The sequence below is a fragment of the Flavobacterium covae genome (assembly GCF_001534645.1).
Lineage (GTDB): Bacteria > Bacteroidota > Bacteroidia > Flavobacteriales > Flavobacteriaceae > Flavobacterium > Flavobacterium covae.
The window spans coordinates 2,440,491-2,456,812 of sequence record NZ_CP013992.1; the positions used below are offsets into that span (position 1 = coordinate 2,440,491).

At 29.0% G+C, this 16,322-nt stretch carries 16 protein-coding genes; 8 read left to right on the forward strand and 8 right to left on the reverse strand.

Translation table 11 applies throughout. The annotated features are described in order from the left end of the window. Positions 1-53: 53 nt before the first annotated feature. Positions 54-794: a 23S rRNA (guanosine(2251)-2'-O)-methyltransferase RlmB gene (rlmB, locus tag AWN65_RS10850; protein ID WP_060383172.1), complete on the forward strand. Its 741-nt coding sequence runs from the start codon at positions 54-56 to the stop codon at positions 792-794. Between the two features lie 45 nt (positions 795-839). Here the strand turns inward: rlmB and AWN65_RS10855 are convergent, their stop codons facing one another. Beyond that, a complete protein-coding gene (locus AWN65_RS10855) occupies positions 840-1,613 on the reverse strand; it encodes a rhomboid family intramembrane serine protease (protein ID WP_060383173.1) in 774 nt (257 codons plus the stop codon). A gap of 149 nt (positions 1,614-1,762) precedes the next feature. Between AWN65_RS10855 and AWN65_RS10860 the strand changes: the two genes are divergently transcribed. Continuing rightward, positions 1,763-3,040: a replication-associated recombination protein A gene (locus tag AWN65_RS10860; RefSeq protein ID WP_060383174.1), complete on the forward strand. Its 1,278-nt coding sequence runs from the start codon at positions 1,763-1,765 to the stop codon at positions 3,038-3,040. An 82-nt stretch (positions 3,041-3,122) separates the two neighbouring features. Here the strand turns inward: AWN65_RS10860 and AWN65_RS10865 are convergent, their stop codons facing one another. Further along, positions 3,123-4,067, reverse strand: a complete 945-nt coding sequence (locus tag AWN65_RS10865; RefSeq protein WP_060383175.1) for a C1 family peptidase — start codon at positions 4,065-4,067, stop codon at positions 3,123-3,125. A gap of 189 nt (positions 4,068-4,256) precedes the next feature. Between AWN65_RS10865 and AWN65_RS10870 the strand changes: the two genes are divergently transcribed. Further along, positions 4,257-5,096: a hypothetical protein gene (locus AWN65_RS10870; protein ID WP_060383176.1), complete on the forward strand. Its 840-nt coding sequence runs from the start codon at positions 4,257-4,259 to the stop codon at positions 5,094-5,096. A 130-nt stretch (positions 5,097-5,226) separates the two neighbouring features. Here the strand turns inward: AWN65_RS10870 and AWN65_RS10875 are convergent, their stop codons facing one another. From AWN65_RS10875 to radC, 6 genes are all read right to left on the reverse strand, one after another. Then, positions 5,227-5,937 carry a hypothetical protein gene (locus tag AWN65_RS10875; protein ID WP_235588311.1) on the reverse strand — a complete coding sequence of 237 codons (711 nt, stop codon included), beginning with the start codon at positions 5,935-5,937 and terminating at the stop codon, positions 5,227-5,229. A gap of 2 nt (positions 5,938-5,939) precedes the next feature. Next, positions 5,940-6,629 carry a YjjG family noncanonical pyrimidine nucleotidase gene (locus tag AWN65_RS10880; RefSeq protein WP_060383177.1) on the reverse strand — a complete coding sequence of 230 codons (690 nt, stop codon included), beginning with the start codon at positions 6,627-6,629 and terminating at the stop codon, positions 5,940-5,942. A gap of 109 nt (positions 6,630-6,738) precedes the next feature. Continuing rightward, complete coding sequence (locus AWN65_RS10885; protein WP_060383178.1) at positions 6,739-7,221, reverse strand: hypothetical protein; 483 nt, start codon at positions 7,219-7,221, stop codon at positions 6,739-6,741. Beyond that, complete coding sequence (locus AWN65_RS10890; protein ID WP_060383179.1) at positions 7,214-8,404, reverse strand: ABC transporter permease; 1,191 nt, start codon at positions 8,402-8,404, stop codon at positions 7,214-7,216. Before AWN65_RS10890 ends, AWN65_RS10885 begins: the two co-directional genes overlap by 8 nt. Beyond that, positions 8,401-9,030: an ABC transporter ATP-binding protein gene (locus AWN65_RS10895; protein ID WP_060383180.1), complete on the reverse strand. Its 630-nt coding sequence runs from the start codon at positions 9,028-9,030 to the stop codon at positions 8,401-8,403. The genes AWN65_RS10890 and AWN65_RS10895 overlap by 4 nt, the downstream gene beginning before the upstream one ends. Positions 9,031-9,033: 3 nt before the next feature. Further along, positions 9,034-9,717, reverse strand: coding sequence for a RadC family protein (gene radC, locus AWN65_RS10900; RefSeq protein WP_060383181.1), 684 nt, complete (start codon positions 9,715-9,717; stop codon positions 9,034-9,036). A 148-nt stretch (positions 9,718-9,865) separates the two neighbouring features. Here radC and AWN65_RS10905 point away from each other — a divergent pair, with 148 nt between their 5' ends. From AWN65_RS10905 to AWN65_RS10925, 5 genes are all read left to right on the forward strand, one after another. Further along, the gene (locus AWN65_RS10905; RefSeq protein WP_060383182.1) at positions 9,866-11,971 is read left to right on the forward strand and encodes a TonB-dependent siderophore receptor; all 2,106 of its coding nucleotides are present in this window, start codon (positions 9,866-9,868) and stop codon (positions 11,969-11,971) included. A 59-nt stretch (positions 11,972-12,030) separates the two neighbouring features. Continuing rightward, entirely contained in the window at positions 12,031-13,152 is a 1,122-nt protein-coding gene (locus AWN65_RS10910; RefSeq protein ID WP_060383183.1) for a PepSY-associated TM helix domain-containing protein, read from the forward strand. A 3-nt stretch (positions 13,153-13,155) separates the two neighbouring features. Further along, a complete protein-coding gene (locus tag AWN65_RS10915) occupies positions 13,156-13,503 on the forward strand; it encodes a DUF6686 family protein (protein ID WP_060383184.1) in 348 nt (115 codons plus the stop codon). Positions 13,504-13,597: 94 nt separating this feature from the next. After that, positions 13,598-14,152, forward strand: a complete 555-nt coding sequence (locus AWN65_RS10920) for a helix-turn-helix transcriptional regulator (protein WP_060383185.1) — start codon at positions 13,598-13,600, stop codon at positions 14,150-14,152. A gap of 749 nt (positions 14,153-14,901) precedes the next feature. Continuing rightward, positions 14,902-16,320 (forward strand): pyridoxal phosphate-dependent decarboxylase family protein, encoded by a 1,419-nt coding sequence (locus AWN65_RS10925; RefSeq protein ID WP_235588312.1) that lies wholly within the window; start codon positions 14,902-14,904, stop codon positions 16,318-16,320. Positions 16,321-16,322 lie beyond the last annotated feature (2 nt).

The following is a 16,322-nucleotide window of genomic DNA, read 5'->3' on the forward strand; positions in this document are numbered from 1 at the left end:
ATAATAAAAGTGTCAAATTTTTAATTTGACACTTTTTTTTTATCTTTGCCTCCATGGAAAAAGACAACCAAATTTTCGGAATCAGAGCCATCCTTGAGGCTATACATGCAAAAAAAGAAATAGATAAAGTTTTTGTTCAAAAAGATGCACAAGGAGACTTGATGCAAGAATTACTCAAAACTTTAAAGAAAAACAATATTAACTTTAGTTACGTCCCTATTGAAAAGTTAAATCGTTTAACCTCAAATAATCATCAAGGAGCTGTTGCTACCATTGCCCCTATTTCTTTTGTTAGCTTAGAAAATTTGGTAGAAAGAGTAACAGAAAATAAAAAAACTCCTCTTTTCCTAATTTTAGACCAATTAAGTGATGCTCGTAACTTTGGTGCTATTATCCGAACTGCAGAATGTACTGGTGTAGATGGTATCATTGTTCAAAAGCAAGGTTCTGCTCCCGTAAATGGTGACACCGTAAAAACATCTGCTGGTGCTGTTTTCAATATCCCTATTTGTAAAGTTGATCATATTAAAGATGCTGTCTTCTACCTTCAAGGCTCGGGTATCAAAACAATAGCTGCTACTGAAAAAACCAACAATAATATTTACGACATTGACTTAAAAGAACCTCTTGCTATTATTATGGGAAGCGAAGATAAAGGAGTAAATCCATCTGTTCTAAAAATTGTTGACGAGAAAGCTAAACTTCCTATGTTTGGCACTATTTCATCCTTAAATGTTTCGGTAGCATGTGGTGCTTTCCTATACGAAACAGTAAGACAAAGACAAGAAATTTAATATATTATACATTTAAAGCAATATTGTATTACCTTGAGTTTGCAATTAATTATAGTTATTGCCTGATGTTTCATCAGGCTTTTTTACTTCATACATGACAGGAAGATTTGAAACAAAATAAATCCATTTTTCTAATTCTATTTGACGCATTTTAGAACTCGAAACAAAGTTACCATCCTCATCAAAATGTTTCATAAAAGGATCTTTTTTAGAATCATAATTTGGCTCTTGCCAGTCATATATCAGTGGTTTTTGATATACTGGCGCATCATATAACCAACTAAAAACCAAACCTACCAAAAAACCCGATAAATGAGCTTCCCAAGAAATATGTTCCTCTACACTTGGAAAGATATACCAAATCATTCCCCCATATAACAAAATTACTGTAAAAGACAAAGCTACTAATCTATAATATCCCGTTTGAATCCCTTTAAAAAAAATAAAAGAAGCCAAAACATACACCAATCCACTTGCTCCTATATGATAATTTTCTCTACCTATTAACCAAGTACCTAAACCTGATAAAAGCAATCCCAACCATAAAACCAAAGAAGAGTGTTCCCTATAAAAATAACGCAAACAGGCTAATAAAAAAAGCAAAGGCAAAGAATTATTGAACAAATGCCCTATATCACCATGCAAAAAAGGACTAAACAAGACACCTCTCAACCCCGCCAAACTTCGGGGATAGATTCCATATTCCGTTAGATTTATTTTAAATTCCTTTTCTACCCAAAAAACAATCCAAAGACACAAAACAAAATATAAAGGTAATAACACCACAGATGGCGTAAATTTAAATTCACTCTCTTTCATATCTCTAAATCAAACAATTATAAAACACACAAGTTATTTTTTTATTAATTAGCTCTTTTTTATATATTTCTATTACTAAAATCTTTATCAAAAAAAGATCCAAAACTGTTTTAATGATTTTTTGTCAGAAATAATTAATTTTACCCCTTATGAAAGCACCACTAGCAGAAAGAATACGTCCTAAATCTTTAGAAGAATATATAAGTCAATCTCATTTAGTTGGAAATCAAGGCTCTTTGACCCATCAAATTAAGAACGGCATTATTCCTTCTCTAATTTTTTGGGGACCTCCTGGAACAGGAAAAACCACTTTGGCTCAAATTATTGCCCAAAACAGTAATCGCCCTTTTTATGAGTTGAGTGCTATTAATTCGGGGGTAAAAGAAGTGCGTGAAGTTATTGATAAAGCCAAACAAAGTGGTGGATTATTCACTGCTAAAAATCCTATTTTATTCATTGATGAAATTCATCGTTTTAGCAAATCACAACAAGACTCTTTACTAGGAGCAGTCGAAAAAGGGTGGGTAACCCTTGTAGGGGCGACCACCGAAAATCCAAGTTTTGAAGTAATCCCAGCTTTGCTGTCACGCTGTCAGGTGTATACCTTAAATCCGTTTACAAAAGACGATTTAGAAGCCCTACTCTATCGTGCTATAACTAATGATATCTTTTTAAAAGAAAAAAACATTGAGTTACTAGAAACCGAAGCCTTGTTACGTTTATCAGGTGGAGATGGAAGAAAACTGTTAAATACTTTTGAGCTTATCATTAATGCCAGTAACGAATCTCTCATTACAATTACCAACGAAAAAGTGATGCAACTGGTTCAAAAAAATACTGTTTTGTATGACAAGACAGGAGAGCAACATTATGATATCGTCTCTGCTTTTATAAAATCTATAAGAGGAAGTGATCCTAATGGCGCTGTGTATTGGTTGGCAAGAATGATTGAAGGTGGTGAAGATGTAAAATTCATTGCAAGGCGTATGTTAATATTAGCTAGTGAAGACATCGGAAATGCAAATCCTACTGCACTAATAATGGCCAATAACACTTTTCAAGCAGTTACTACAATAGGATATCCTGAAAGCCGAATTATATTAAGTCAATGTGCTATTTATTTAGCAACCTCAGCAAAAAGCAATGCTAGCTATATAGCTATAGGAAAAGCACAACAAATAGTAAAACAAACAGGAGACTTACCAGTTCCTTTACATTTGAGGAATGCTCCCACTAAGCTCATGAGAGAATTAGGATATGGAGAAGAATACAAATATTCCCACGATTACGCAAATAATTTTACCGAACAAGAATATCTTCCTGAAACTATTTCTACGACTAAATTTTACGATCCCGCAGATAATGCTAGAGAAAAGGAATTACGTCAATTTTTAAAAAACAGATGGAAAAATAAATATGATTATTAAAAAAACTGCTTTAGAACTTAAACTATTAATATCGTTTTATTCTAAAGCAGTTAAACCGCTCAATTACTTGAACATATAATAATTATTCTAAAGGCTGTAATTTTTCTGTTTTAACTTCAGGAAACATAATTGCAGCCCATTTAAAAGCACCTTGTTTTATTGCATCATAAGTCACATAAAAATAACCTTGACGTCCCCATGATCTACCCCATGAGTTCTGAACTTTAAACTGTTTCGTAACATCATTATATCCTACTATACATACACAATGTCCTCCATTTCTTTTCCCATATACAGAATTCCAAACGTAATTATTTCTGGAAATTGCTTCAAAAGATTGATTATAATCAAAACAAGCTGGCACTGGATAATTTTTACTTAAATAATATTTAATATCATCTACACTAGTTGCTGAAATATTTTTCCAAGAACTTATCTTACGTTCTGTAGCATACTCCAATTGTTTAGCTGATGGCATTATAAAACAACCTCCTTCAACATAAGGCATTTGATCTTCCCCACATTCTCCTTTTTGTTGTAAAAGATTCATAGCGTTATCAGGATAAGATCCTTTAGCACAATCTGAAATTTTAATTTGATTGTATATAAACGCTGCACTCCTTGAGGCACTTCTCCAGTTTTTATTATGAACAGGATTATTAATATATCTTGTAATACTGTGCGCTGCATAACCTACTCCCCATCCAACACATGATCCTTCTCTTCCTTGATTTCCTATAGGCATTGCAGGCAACTCAAAAGTGGTTGGCATTGCTAGAAGTGATCTAGCATTAGAAGGTGGCAAATCTGGACGATACTTCATTAAATCATTCTCATACTCTTGAGGAGTTAACGGATCTATTGATTTCAGATAGGATTCTGAAAACTCTGGCACTCCTAATCTAGATAATTCTTCTCTTTTTTCATTTACATCCAATTTCTCTGTTTGACAAGCTCCAAACAAAAAAATAGAAACGAATAAATAAATAGGGTTTCTGAAATTTTTTAGATTTTTTTTCTTGTTCATTTTTTAATTTTTATGGTTAATAACGATACAAATAAAAGAAGAAGCCTATTATAAAAAAAAACAGAAACTGAACATAAACTCACCATAAATTACCTACAAATCAAAAAAATACCGAACGTAAGACTAGGTACACATAAATGTATTATTTTTACAAAACAACCCTATAACCCAACCAAAAAACTTAAGAATATGAAAGAGGTAGTAGAAATATTAATCTTTTCGATTTTAAAAGACCCTAAGATTACTAATAGTTTTTTAAACAACACTAAATCTTGGAAGAGAGCTCATTATATCTATCTTTCAGAAATAATTGAATTTGAATTAAAAAAAACCAACTTAATTAACGAAAAGAGAAAAATAGAAATCGGAACCACTATATCCGCTACAACTTTAAAAAGAATTTTCGAAATTGACAAAAACAAAGTCTATACAGATGATATTCGTTTCATCAAAACCTTAGATAAATTAGCTCTTTTTTTAGGTTTTCAAAGTCTTGATGATTTTATAAAAAAAAGAACAAATCCTAATTTTATTAATTCTGAGAATACCAATAAGAATATAATAAAAATAGACGCTAAAAATTCTATTTCTGAAAGCACACTCTACAATATTATCAAAGATTTTTGTCATATTGAGTTAGATTCTATAAAAAGAATTCCTAATTTTAAAATGGAAGAATTTTATAACGTTTTGGATATTCAAAGTCCTATTTTAAAAAGAATCACAAGAAATTTAAATGAATTATCAAAACAAGGATATGTTTATCATAAGGAAAACAATCATTCTAATTATGAAATTTTTAACTTTAAAACCATTGATATAGAAGAAAAAACAGCCATCATTTCAACCAATGAATACTGGAATTTAACTCTTACTAATCGTAACGGAACAAATACACAAATAGTAAATTTTTCGAATGAACAAGTTTATTTTATAAAAAAAATAAACAATACTTGGAAAATATGGGATAATTTCAATCCTTATAGTGATAAAATTATTGAGAACATAAAAGAACGTTCTAAATTATAACCTTATCATAATAGTACTAACCTAAAAGAACTCTCTTTTATTAATCAAAAAGGAGAAATCTCTTTTTCTGATTACGAGACTTCTCCTTATAAATAATTAATTGCCTTTTAGCTTCTTATTAAGATAGTTTTTAAAAACTAATATCTATTTTTTCTCTATTAACTCTTTCTTCTTCTAAAAATTCAAAAAACCAAGTATCTTCTTTTTTTATTACAATTCCGTTACGTTTTTTAAAAGAGGTTAAAAAAACGGAAGGAGATGAAGTTTTAAATAAAATTAAATTTTCTCCGGTAATTTTATCATTTACTTCATAAAAAAGCTCTGTTTTTACGGTTACGATTTTCGTTTCTGTAATTTCTTCTTTGTTCATTTCTTTTAATTTTGACTGAATAATTTCCTCATCAAAATCCTTACCTGAAAATTTATAATTTGCTTTACTAAATGAATTTAAGGCATCAATAGTAGCTAAATTATAACCTTTTGCTACATCTTTTTCCCTACTTTCTCCTAAATCTGTTGTAAACAAAATATTCCCCTTACAATCTTTAAATTCAAATTTAATTTTTGTTGAAAAAATTGTATTTTCTTCCACTCCATTTACAAAGAGTTTATTGCAATTATAATCTAAAAAGTCTTCTGGTAATTTTTCGTTAGAAACATACGCTTCAATTCCTTTTTGTCTTAAATACATCTTTATAGTAGTATTAATCCGGTATTGATTATCTTCATTTTGAAATGAAAATTTTGATGGAATAAATGCTATTTTATAATCATTTAAAGACTGGCCTAAACTCGTTAATGAAAATAAACTCATTAATCCCATAATTAACTTTTTATTCATGTTTAAAATATATTTTTTAATTCGATTAAAGTATTGATTTGATTAATTTTTCCTTCCACTTGTTGATAATTTGGATTAAAAAAAATAGCTTCAATACCAAAATTTAAAGCTCCTTCAACATCTGCTTGTACGCAATCTCCTATCATAATACTTTCTTCTTTCCTAGCTTTTGCTTTATCTAATGCGTACTGATAAATCATTTTATCTGGTTTTTTAACGCCTGCTAATTCTGAATTAGTAATTGTATCAAAAAAACGATAAAGATTTGAATTACGCATTTTTTTTAATTGTACTTCTTTAAACCCATTTGTTATAATATGTAATTTATATTTTGGATAAAGATATTGAAGTACCTCTACGCATCCTTCAATCAAATAATTATTGTTTGTTAAACAATTCACATAATCTTCTGAAATTTCATAAATTAGTTGATCTGAAATCAAAATATCTAATATATCAAAGGTTTCTTTTAATCTTTTATAACGCAATTCTTCATGCGTTATCTTATCTAACTGATATAATTTCCAATATCGTTGATTGATTGGATTGTAAATTTTCACAAAATCGTGAATAGATAGTTCTGGAAATAAAGGTTGTAAAATAACTTCAAATGTCTTTTCTGAATTTCGATCAAAATCCCAAAGAGTATGATCTAAATCAAAAAATATATGTTGTACATGATTATATTTCAATATGATAACTATTTTTTATAAATACTTTTGACTTATTAATTAGGTTTTATTTTTCGAGTTTTATCACGAGTTTCTTTTTGTAAAAATTGCTTGTAACAAAGAGTTGTATTTATTCCCCTTTTAAAATTACTACATCTATCAAATTATACATCCAATTATCTACATCTGTCTCATTTAATTTTAATGTACCTGATATAGTTACATATTGATCTGTACGAAGTTTTTTCTTTCCTTCTTTAAATTTTAAACCTGCTATTGTTTCTGGTCCTGCTTTTCCACAAAAAAAGCAGGAAGCAAATACATTTTTGCTAATGGCATAATTTACATTATCAATAGGTACAATAAAACCTGAAATAATAACTCTTTTATTATTTCGCATCTTAATTTCAGGACTGATTACGGGGTAATCAATCATACCATAGTCTTTATGTTGTTTTTTAACAAATTTTATATACCCTAATTTTTTCCAATTTAAGGTATCATTAAGTATTATTTTTTGATGAAAATGTTCTGAAATTATTCGTTTTTCTATTTTGTTAAAACTTACTAAGGTCAAACTTACCAAAGTAATCAATATAATCCATTTACGCATTTGTTAAGATTTTTGATAAATTCATTTTATATGCTTTAAAAGCAGGAATTAAGGCTGAAATAACTCCTAATAATAAAGTTACTGATAACAAAGCTCCTTCCTTTTCCCAAATAACTTCAAAGGGATCAAAGATCATTTTTAAATCTTCTTCTGAGAGTTTGGAAATTATTTGAAGGGCAAATCTACCAATTATCGTTCCAAAACAAAAACCTACTATACACAAAAATATGCTTTCTAACAGAACCAATAGGATTAATTGATTTTTTGTTGCTCCTTGTAAACGCAATAAGGCAAACTCATATTTACGTTCTTTCAAACGGTTATAGAGCATTATAAAAATACTTAGTCCTGAAATTAACATAATACCATATCCTAAATAAGATAATGCTTTTATTCCAACTCCAAAAAGTGTAAATAATCTATTGATTTCAATTGCAGGGGAAACGGCTTGCATTTTTGTATTAGATGCAATGATTCTTGGCCACATCATAATAGCCATCTTATTTCTAAATTTTAATAGTACTGAAGTTATTTCTCTAGAATGATTATAATGATGTTCTTCATCACTAATTTCTTCATGTACATTCCAAACACTTTTTATGGAACACATTATTAGATTATCAATCATTTTACCTGTAGGTTGTAGTACTCCTACAACTTTAAATGGTTTTGTTTCGTGTTTTTCGCCTTCTTTTGCGTCACCATGTATACTATAAAAAGTACTTCCTATTTTTAAATTCTTTTTCTGAGCAACGGTAGAACCTACAACTACTTCAAAATCGGCTAAAAATTCTTTTCCTTCAATGAATTGAGCATCAAATTTTTTCAGATAATCTCCTGTTGTTCCTACGATTTTATAACTATCATAATTATCTCCAAAAGCCAATGGAATTGCTTTTTGTACGAAAGGATGTTTCATCCATACTTTTGCTGAATCATAATTTATATTACCTGTAGGCGTATCTATCTGATAAACTGAAGATAAGACTAATTGCAACGGACTTCCTTGTGCTCCTAGAACTAAATCTATATCATCTGCATTGGATGAAAATTGTTCTTCAAACTGCTTTTCTAACAATATTAAAAGTGTCATAATTGTTATACTGCTAGTTAAAAGCAAGATACTTAAAAAAGTATTTAAAGGCTTAAACACAATATTTCGCCAAGCTAATTTTATAATCATACTAATTGAATTTGATTTACAAAGCGTTCTTTTAACCGAGAATCATGTGTAACCACTACCATCGCTGTTTTGTATTCTTTTGCAATATTTTCTAACAATTTGGCTACTATAACTACATTTCCATCGTCTAAACTAGAAGTGGGCTCATCCGCTAAAATGACTTTTGGTTCATTTATTAGAGCTCTTGCAATGGACAAACGCTGTTGTTGTCCCACACTCAATTGATAGGTTTTTTTATAAAGATAATCTTCTAAACCTAAATGCGTTAAAATTTCTTTTGCTTTAATAATTCTTGTTTTTCCTTTTCCTAAGTAGGAAGCCATTAACACATTTTCTAATACATTTAAGGACTCAATAAAATAATTTTGTTGTAAAACAACTCCTATATATTTCCCTCTAAAGTGATCTCTTTCTCTTTCATTTAAGGATTGTAACGCACATCCATTAATTATAATTTCTCCTGATTGAGGTAATAACATCCCTCCTAATAAGTGTAATAAAGTCGTCTTACCTATTCCTGAGCTTCCCGTAAGCAATAATACTTGAGATTCTAGACAGGTAAAATCAGGAAATAAAAGTATTTTATCATTAGCATAACTATACTGTAATTGTTTGATTTGTATCATTATTTATAACAAATTTTCATCAGCAAAGCTAAAGTACGCCTTTTCTGTTATTATCAAATGATCTAATACCAAAATATCTAAATATTTCCCTGCTTCTATTATTTTTTTTGTTAGTTGTATATCAGCATCACTGGGCTTAAGTTTGCCTGATGGATGATTATGTAACAGGATTATCCCAGTAGCGAAATACTCAAATGCTAATTTATAAACTAATCGAGCATCTACAATAGTTCCCGTGATGCCTCCTTTGCTAATCTGTGTTTTATGAATTAGTTTATTTGAATTATTTAAAAATAATACCCAAAATTCTTCATGAGGTAATTCTCCTATTAGAGGCTGCATTAATGAATAAACTTGTGAACTTGATGTAATTTTAAAAAATTCTTTTATATTTTCTTCCTTCCTCCTGCGACCTAATTCTAATGCAGCTGCTATAGACAACGCTTTTGCTTCTCCTACTCCTTTAAATTCTCGAAGTTGTTGAATAGAAAGTTTTCCTAATTGATTAAGATTATTATTAGTAGAGGCTAAAATACGCTGACAAAGCTGTACAGCACTTTCATTACGAGATCCTGAACCAATAAGAATAGCAAGTAATTCAGAATCAGATAAGGCTATTTTTCCTTTGTTCAAGAACTTTTCACGTGGACGATCATCTTTGGCCCACTTATTAATTGGTGTATACATATTTATCTGGCTTTTAACGAATTACAATTTAATACCTTTTTTTCGAAAAATTATCAAGTGTTTTTTATTTTTATTTATTCTAAATAAATTTGTTTTTTATTCTTTTTATAAATTACTTTGCTGTTATTTTTAATAAATCTAAATAAATATGAATAAGTCTGTTTTAATTATTCTATTAGCAACGATGTCAATACATCTACATGGTCAAAAAAAGAGAATCAAAAAAGATTCTATAAATAGTCTAAAAGAAATTTCTATATCTGGAACTGCAAATAAATTTGCCTCTAATAAAGTTTCCAGCAGTTTAAGATTGAAAACAGAAATTACAAAAATTCCTCAAAATATTCAAATCGTAACAAATGAGCTCCTAAAAAGTCAAAACATTACCACGATGATGGAAAATGTAACGCGTAATATAAGTGGTGCTCAAATGAATGAGCATTTTGGTAATTATGCAAATATCAACATGAGAGGTTTTAAACTCCCTTCATTTAGAAATGGTATGAACATAGACATTGGATATGGGCCATTAGCAACGGATCTTTCAATGGTTGAAAATATTGAATTTGTAAAAGGTCCTTCTGGATTTATGACTTCAGCAGGAGCCCCAAGTGGTATTTATAATGTGGTAACTAAAAAACCAACTAAAAAATCAATTAATGAAATAGGTTTTTCAGGTGGGAGTTTTAATTTTTACAGAGGAACTTTAGATTCTGGTGGTGCATTAACTGATGATGGCAAGTTACAATATCGTTTTAATGCTATGTATCAATTTTCAGAAACCAATAGACTATTTGAAAAAAATTCGAGATATAGTATCGTTCCATCTTTTAAATATGAATTTAATGATAATACATCAATAACAACTGAATTCACTTACCAAAAAGCAAAACAAATGTTGAGTGCTTCATACGTATTTGCTCCTGTAGAAAAAGGACTAGGAAGTTTAGATAGAGATATTTCTCATATAGACAAAAATTATCCTAGCTCTGATATAGAGGAAGTTAACCTATTTATAGATTTTAACCATAATTTTAATAATAAATGGTCTATCAACTCCCAATATATGATTATGCAATATAAACAACTGGGCTATACGAATTGGGTCTATCAAATACATCCTCTTGGATATACTCATAGAATGCTTAATAATTTTGACACAAAATCATTAAATGAACTAGCACAAATATATGTTAACGGGGAAATAATTTTTTTAGGCATGACGCATAAATTATTAACTGGTATTGACTATAAAAAACTTAGCAGTAAGTATGATTGGTCACATACAGCTACTTATGATATAATTCCTTTCAATCTTTTCGATCCTACTTATGACAAAGCTGTTTATCCTACATTTAACAGGGAATCGGGATTAACAAATATTGGTAGTGGAACTGAATATGCTTCTATCTATGCACAAGATGAAATATGGCTTTTAAATGATAGATTTAGAGTAACTCTTGCGGGACGTTATTTTAATGGAAAAACCAACGATGATTACAAAAATAAAGTTACTATAAAAAAAATAACACCAAGAGTAGGTGTGAGCTTTGATATTACCAAAAACTTTACCTTATACTCTCAGTATGACAACTCAATTATGCCTAATTATGGCACAGATAAAGAAGGTAAATCTTTTGATCCAGAATATGCTCGTAATATTGAAATAGGATTAAAAAAATCTTTTTTAAGAGACAAATTAAAAACAACATTATCTGTTTATCAAATCACAAAAAAGAATGTATTAGTAACTGATCCTAACGACATTATTAACAGATTACAAGTAGGTAAAGTACAATCAGAAGGAGTAGAATTTGATATACAAGGTCAATTATCCCCTGAATTAAATATTGTTTTAAACTATGCCTTTACAGAAGTAAAAACAATTGAAGACATAAATCCATTAAATATTGGTAAAAGAATTGAAGGTCATTCTAAACATACCACAAATGGTTGGATTAACTACAATTTTAAAGAAGACACTTTTTTAAAAGGTTTTGGAACTATGTTAGGATACCAATATTTAGTAGACCGTTCTACATCTAATTGGGGAGCCGATAACAAAACTATATTACCTGATTATTTACGATTAGACGCAGGTATTAATTGGAAATATAAAGGATTAAATCTAGCTCTAAATGTTAATAATCTATTAAACAAATACCTTTATTCTGGAGGAATAGCAGGAACCGTTGCTTATTGGCAAAGTGAACCTGGTAGAAACTGGAGAGCTATGCTAACCTATAAATTTTAAAAATTCAAAAGCATTAAGAAACTTTAATTTGAGAGTTTCTTAATGCTCTATTAAATAAAATGGAAATAAAAAGTATTAAACAAAAAACACGAAAAATACATCTTTGGCTTGGGTTAACCTCAGGTATTATTGTTTTCATAGTAGCAATTACAGGTGCTTTATATACTTTTAAAGAAGAAATTCAAGCTTGGAATCAAGAACACCCAAAAATTGAAATACAAAACAAACCCTTATTAATCCCTAGTGTATTACGAAGTATAGCATCAAAAAAAATTCCCAACAAAGAAATACATGCTATAAAATACAATGGAAATGATAACGCAGTTGAAATCATATTCTATAAAAATACTCCTAATTATCATATTATCCTATATTTAAATCCTTATAATGGTAAAATCATTAAAATAAGCGATCTAAATACAGGCTTTTTCCATTTTATATTTGAAGGTCACATGTATCTATGGCTACCTCACGCTATTGGACAAATTATAGTCGCAACAGGTACATTCTTATTCCTATTCCTAGTTATTACAGGTCTTATACTTTGGCTCCCTAAAAAAAGTAAAGAAATAAAAAAAAGAGTATGGTTTCAATGGAAAGAAGGAATAAAGTGGAAAAGAAAAAATTTTGATTTACACAATATAATAGGTTTATATACTTCCCTATTTGCTTTAATTTTCATTATTACAGGATTAGTTTGGGGATTTCCTTGGTTTGGATATTTATACTACAAAGCAGTAGGCGGAGAAAAATCAATGATTTATCAAGAACCCACATCTTCACGTAAAAGTATCAATACTAAGGATAATTCTTTTTCTATAGACAAAGCTTGGTTTATTATGAAATCAGAATATCCAAAATCTAAATCAATTGAAATTCATCCTCCAACAAATGACAGTACTTCTATAGCGTGCAATTCAAATCCAGAAAGTCATACTCTTTGGAAAACAGATTATCGCTATTTTGATCAATATACTCTAGAAGAAAAAAAAGTTGAACATTTATGGGGACAATTTAAAAATGCTGATAATTCAGATAAAATCCTACGTATGAATTATGATATACATACGGGTGCTATTGCTGGGTTAGCAGGAAAAACTTTCGCTTTTTTAATAAGTCTTCTAATCGCATCATTACCAATAACAGGTTTTTTAATTTGGTGGGGGCGCAAAAACAAATAGCTTATGTGTTGTAATTTTTCAATCATTAATCAAACCAATAATGGTATGCTTATTTTTTTAAAAGGCTGCCAGAAATATCAACTAACTTTTAATAATTTAAACTTTAGTATGTCTGCTGAAGAATTAGATGCTTTTTACAAGTATTTAAGAAGAATGAATCCTACCTATTGGGAAAAAGAATATGAACAATCAGTGTATGAAAAAAAGATTCCTATTCCTACTCTTCAGGATAATTTCATTATTATGATAAATAGAATAGAATTATTTGAACTTCTTGTTTTGACCAAACCAAATAAAACTGAATTTTTTAAATTAGTTGAAAACCAAATTTTATCTATCAACTGGAATTAACTTTTTTTAAACAAACTATAAACTTACTTAATGCTTGAAAACAACAGCCATACTAGATTCTCCAACTTTGTTCAGAAAGGCTTTGAGCTCCTTTATGCTCAAATTATTAATTAAGTCTAAAAATTATGAGCTAGATACTTTTTATCAATTAGAAAACTTAATTAATAAAGCGGTAATAGATTATCTTTTTTTTGATCCCACTAATTTTAACGAAGACTTACTGGATCAAATTCTTAATCTAAAAAAAGAAAAAAGAATAATAAAACTAATTATTATAACTTCTAATGAAACCTATCTCAAAAATCATTTAGCATTAAAATCAAACATTTTAAACTTTGTTGATTCTATTATTAGTAAAGATTGTTCTGAATCCCAAATCATAGAATTATTTCATTATATAGACAAAGATGAATATTTTTTCCCGTCAAAAAGTATTCACAAACAAATTGATTTTAATTTAACAAAACAAGAACGTTGTATTTTAAAAATGCTTACGGAAGGTAAGAGTAACGAAGAAATTTCCAATAACCTTTGTATCAGTATTCATACCTTTCGCACACACAGAAAAAATATTATGAAAAAAGTAGGTGTCAATACTACTACTGATCTAATTTTATACAGCCTAAAGAACGACATTGCTAATCATTAACATATAAATATTCCTTTATAAAGCCTTCTTGCCTATCTCAAGAAGGCTTTTTTTATAAATCATATAGTCTTTTCTTTAATCCAAATTACATGTTATACCATTTAAACTTAACATATACTGGATTAAAAAGTAAAATTCTCGATATGCTTTTTTCATTTTAAAACAACTCAAACAAGCGGTTCAGTATATAATTGAAATCATCGTTAGTTCGAGCGCGAAGCGCATCGAGAACCAACACTCATTTTTATTGCTTTTGTAGGATAGTGTCTAAATTAACATTATGCGATTTCTTCCTTTAGTCAAAATAACAAGATTACGAACTTTTTGGGTAGTCTCAAGGTTAAAAAATAGTATTATTAAAAAATTTCAAAGTTTAAATGGTATTAATTCTTACTATGAAAATCAAAAAACAAATAAAATAGATATTTTTTAGTTTTAAACTCATTTTTTATACCATAAATACCCCTCTCATAATTTAAACTTAATCAAACCATCAGATCTAAATATACCTCATATTAGGTACTTAAATACTATTATAATATTAAAAAAAAGACAATATTTAAGGTATTGATTAATCCAATTTGTAAGTATTACTTTGTTTCATAATTTTTATTTAATCTAAATAAATCATGAGCGAATTAGTTTCAACTATCAAAACTAAACCTAAAAAGGGTTACAAAAAGCTGCTAAACAATAACATATATATCTTTTCTGACGAGAGAGAAAACTTGAATCTCTATAAGAAAAGTATGAAAAAAGCCATAAGACAAATCATTAAAAATAACGAAAAGAGAACCACTCCTTATACAGGTAAGAGCATTTCTTCTTTACAAAATTTAATTGATAAAATAGATTTATATGACAATGAAAATGGTTTGCCTCTAAAAAAGGTTTTAAACGAAATTCAAAAAATATATCTTGATGACTGCATACTATTTCATCACCCAAAATACGTTGCGCATCTAAACTGTCCAATTCTTACCCCTACTCTTGTAGCAGAAGCCTTTATATCTTCTTTAAATTCTTCTATGGATACCTGGGATCAAAGTACAGGAGGAACCTACATAGAATTAAAATTAATTGAATGGACTCTTCAATTATTAAATTATCCTAAAAATGGTGAAGGTATTTTTACAAGTGGTGGTACACAATCTAATTTAATGGGCCTTTTATTAGCAAGAGATCATTATATCAAAACAAGATACAATATAAACCCTGTAATGGAAGGTTTACCAGCAGAGGCATCAAAATTTAAAGTACTTTGTTCCGAAGTCAGCCATTTTAGTTTAAAAAAGAATCTTAGCTTATTAGGATTAGGACAAAATGCTATAGTACAAATTCCTGTTGATAAAAATTTTAAAATGAATATCAAGGAACTCAAAAATAAAATAGAGGAATTAAAAGCTAATGGTGATATCCCTATAGCCATCATAGGAACAGCAGGTACTACTGATTTCGGTTCTATAGATCCACTCGAAGAAATAGCTTCTATAGCAAAAGAAAACCATATCTGGTTTCATGTTGATGCTGCTTATGGTGGAGGTTTACTAATAAGTGATATACACAAAAACAAATTAAAAGGAATTGAACTTTCAGACTCTGTCACAATAGATTACCATAAGACTTTTTATCAACCTGTAAGTTCAAGTGGCTTTTTTATGCGTGACAAATCATTTGTTGATTATATTAAATACCATGCTGATTATCTAAACTCTAAGGAACAAGAAGATGAAGGTATTCCTAATATGGTTAAAAAATCTATTCAAACAACCAGACGATTTGATGCTCTTAAATTATGGTTTACTCTTCGTTGTATAGGCGTAAAAGGCTTGAGTTCTTATTTAGAAACTTCTATAGAAAATGCTCTTTATACAGCCAGCTTATTAAAAAACAGAAATGATTTCGAAATTATCCATCAACCTGAAATTAGCGCAATCGTTTTTAGATATACTCCTTTTCAAGATCAATATAATTCATATTGTAACCTCAACTCATACATAAGAAAAGCTCTTTTTAACGAAGGAAAAGCGATCATAACAAGTACAAAGGTAAACGAAAAAGTATTCTTAAAATTCACCCTTTTAAATCCTTTAACAACCACAAATGACATTGATGAAATAATTGATTTAATCATCCATCACGGTCAACAATATTCAATTAAAAATTAAAA

Excerpts from the sequence above, each read along its gene's own strand:
- rlmB (WP_060383172.1), top strand. The coding sequence starts at position 54 with ATGGAAAAAGACAACCAAATTTTCGGAATCAGAGCCATCCTTGAGGCT.
- AWN65_RS10855 (WP_060383173.1), bottom strand. The coding sequence starts at position 1,613 with ATGAAAGAGAGTGAATTTAAATTTACGCCATCTGTGGTGTTATTACCT.
- AWN65_RS10860 (WP_060383174.1), top strand. The coding sequence starts at position 1,763 with ATGAAAGCACCACTAGCAGAAAGAATACGTCCTAAATCTTTAGAAGAA.
- AWN65_RS10865 (WP_060383175.1), bottom strand. The coding sequence starts at position 4,067 with ATGAACAAGAAAAAAAATCTAAAAAATTTCAGAAACCCTATTTATTTA.
- AWN65_RS10870 (WP_060383176.1), top strand. The coding sequence starts at position 4,257 with ATGAAAGAGGTAGTAGAAATATTAATCTTTTCGATTTTAAAAGACCCT.
- AWN65_RS10875 (WP_235588311.1), bottom strand. The coding sequence starts at position 5,937 with ATGAATAAAAAGTTAATTATGGGATTAATGAGTTTATTTTCATTAACG.
- AWN65_RS10885 (WP_060383178.1), bottom strand. The coding sequence starts at position 7,221 with ATGCGTAAATGGATTATATTGATTACTTTGGTAAGTTTGACCTTAGTA.
- AWN65_RS10890 (WP_060383179.1), bottom strand. The coding sequence starts at position 8,404 with ATGATTATAAAATTAGCTTGGCGAAATATTGTGTTTAAGCCTTTAAAT.
- AWN65_RS10895 (WP_060383180.1), bottom strand. The coding sequence starts at position 9,030 with ATGATACAAATCAAACAATTACAGTATAGTTATGCTAATGATAAAATA.
- radC (WP_060383181.1), bottom strand. The coding sequence starts at position 9,717 with ATGTATACACCAATTAATAAGTGGGCCAAAGATGATCGTCCACGTGAA.
- AWN65_RS10905 (WP_060383182.1), top strand. The coding sequence starts at position 9,866 with ATGAATAAGTCTGTTTTAATTATTCTATTAGCAACGATGTCAATACAT.
- AWN65_RS10910 (WP_060383183.1), top strand. The coding sequence starts at position 12,031 with ATGGAAATAAAAAGTATTAAACAAAAAACACGAAAAATACATCTTTGG.
- AWN65_RS10915 (WP_060383184.1), top strand. The coding sequence starts at position 13,156 with ATGTGTTGTAATTTTTCAATCATTAATCAAACCAATAATGGTATGCTT.
- AWN65_RS10920 (WP_060383185.1), top strand. The coding sequence starts at position 13,598 with ATGCTCAAATTATTAATTAAGTCTAAAAATTATGAGCTAGATACTTTT.
- AWN65_RS10925 (WP_235588312.1), top strand. The coding sequence starts at position 14,902 with ATGAAAAAAGCCATAAGACAAATCATTAAAAATAACGAAAAGAGAACC.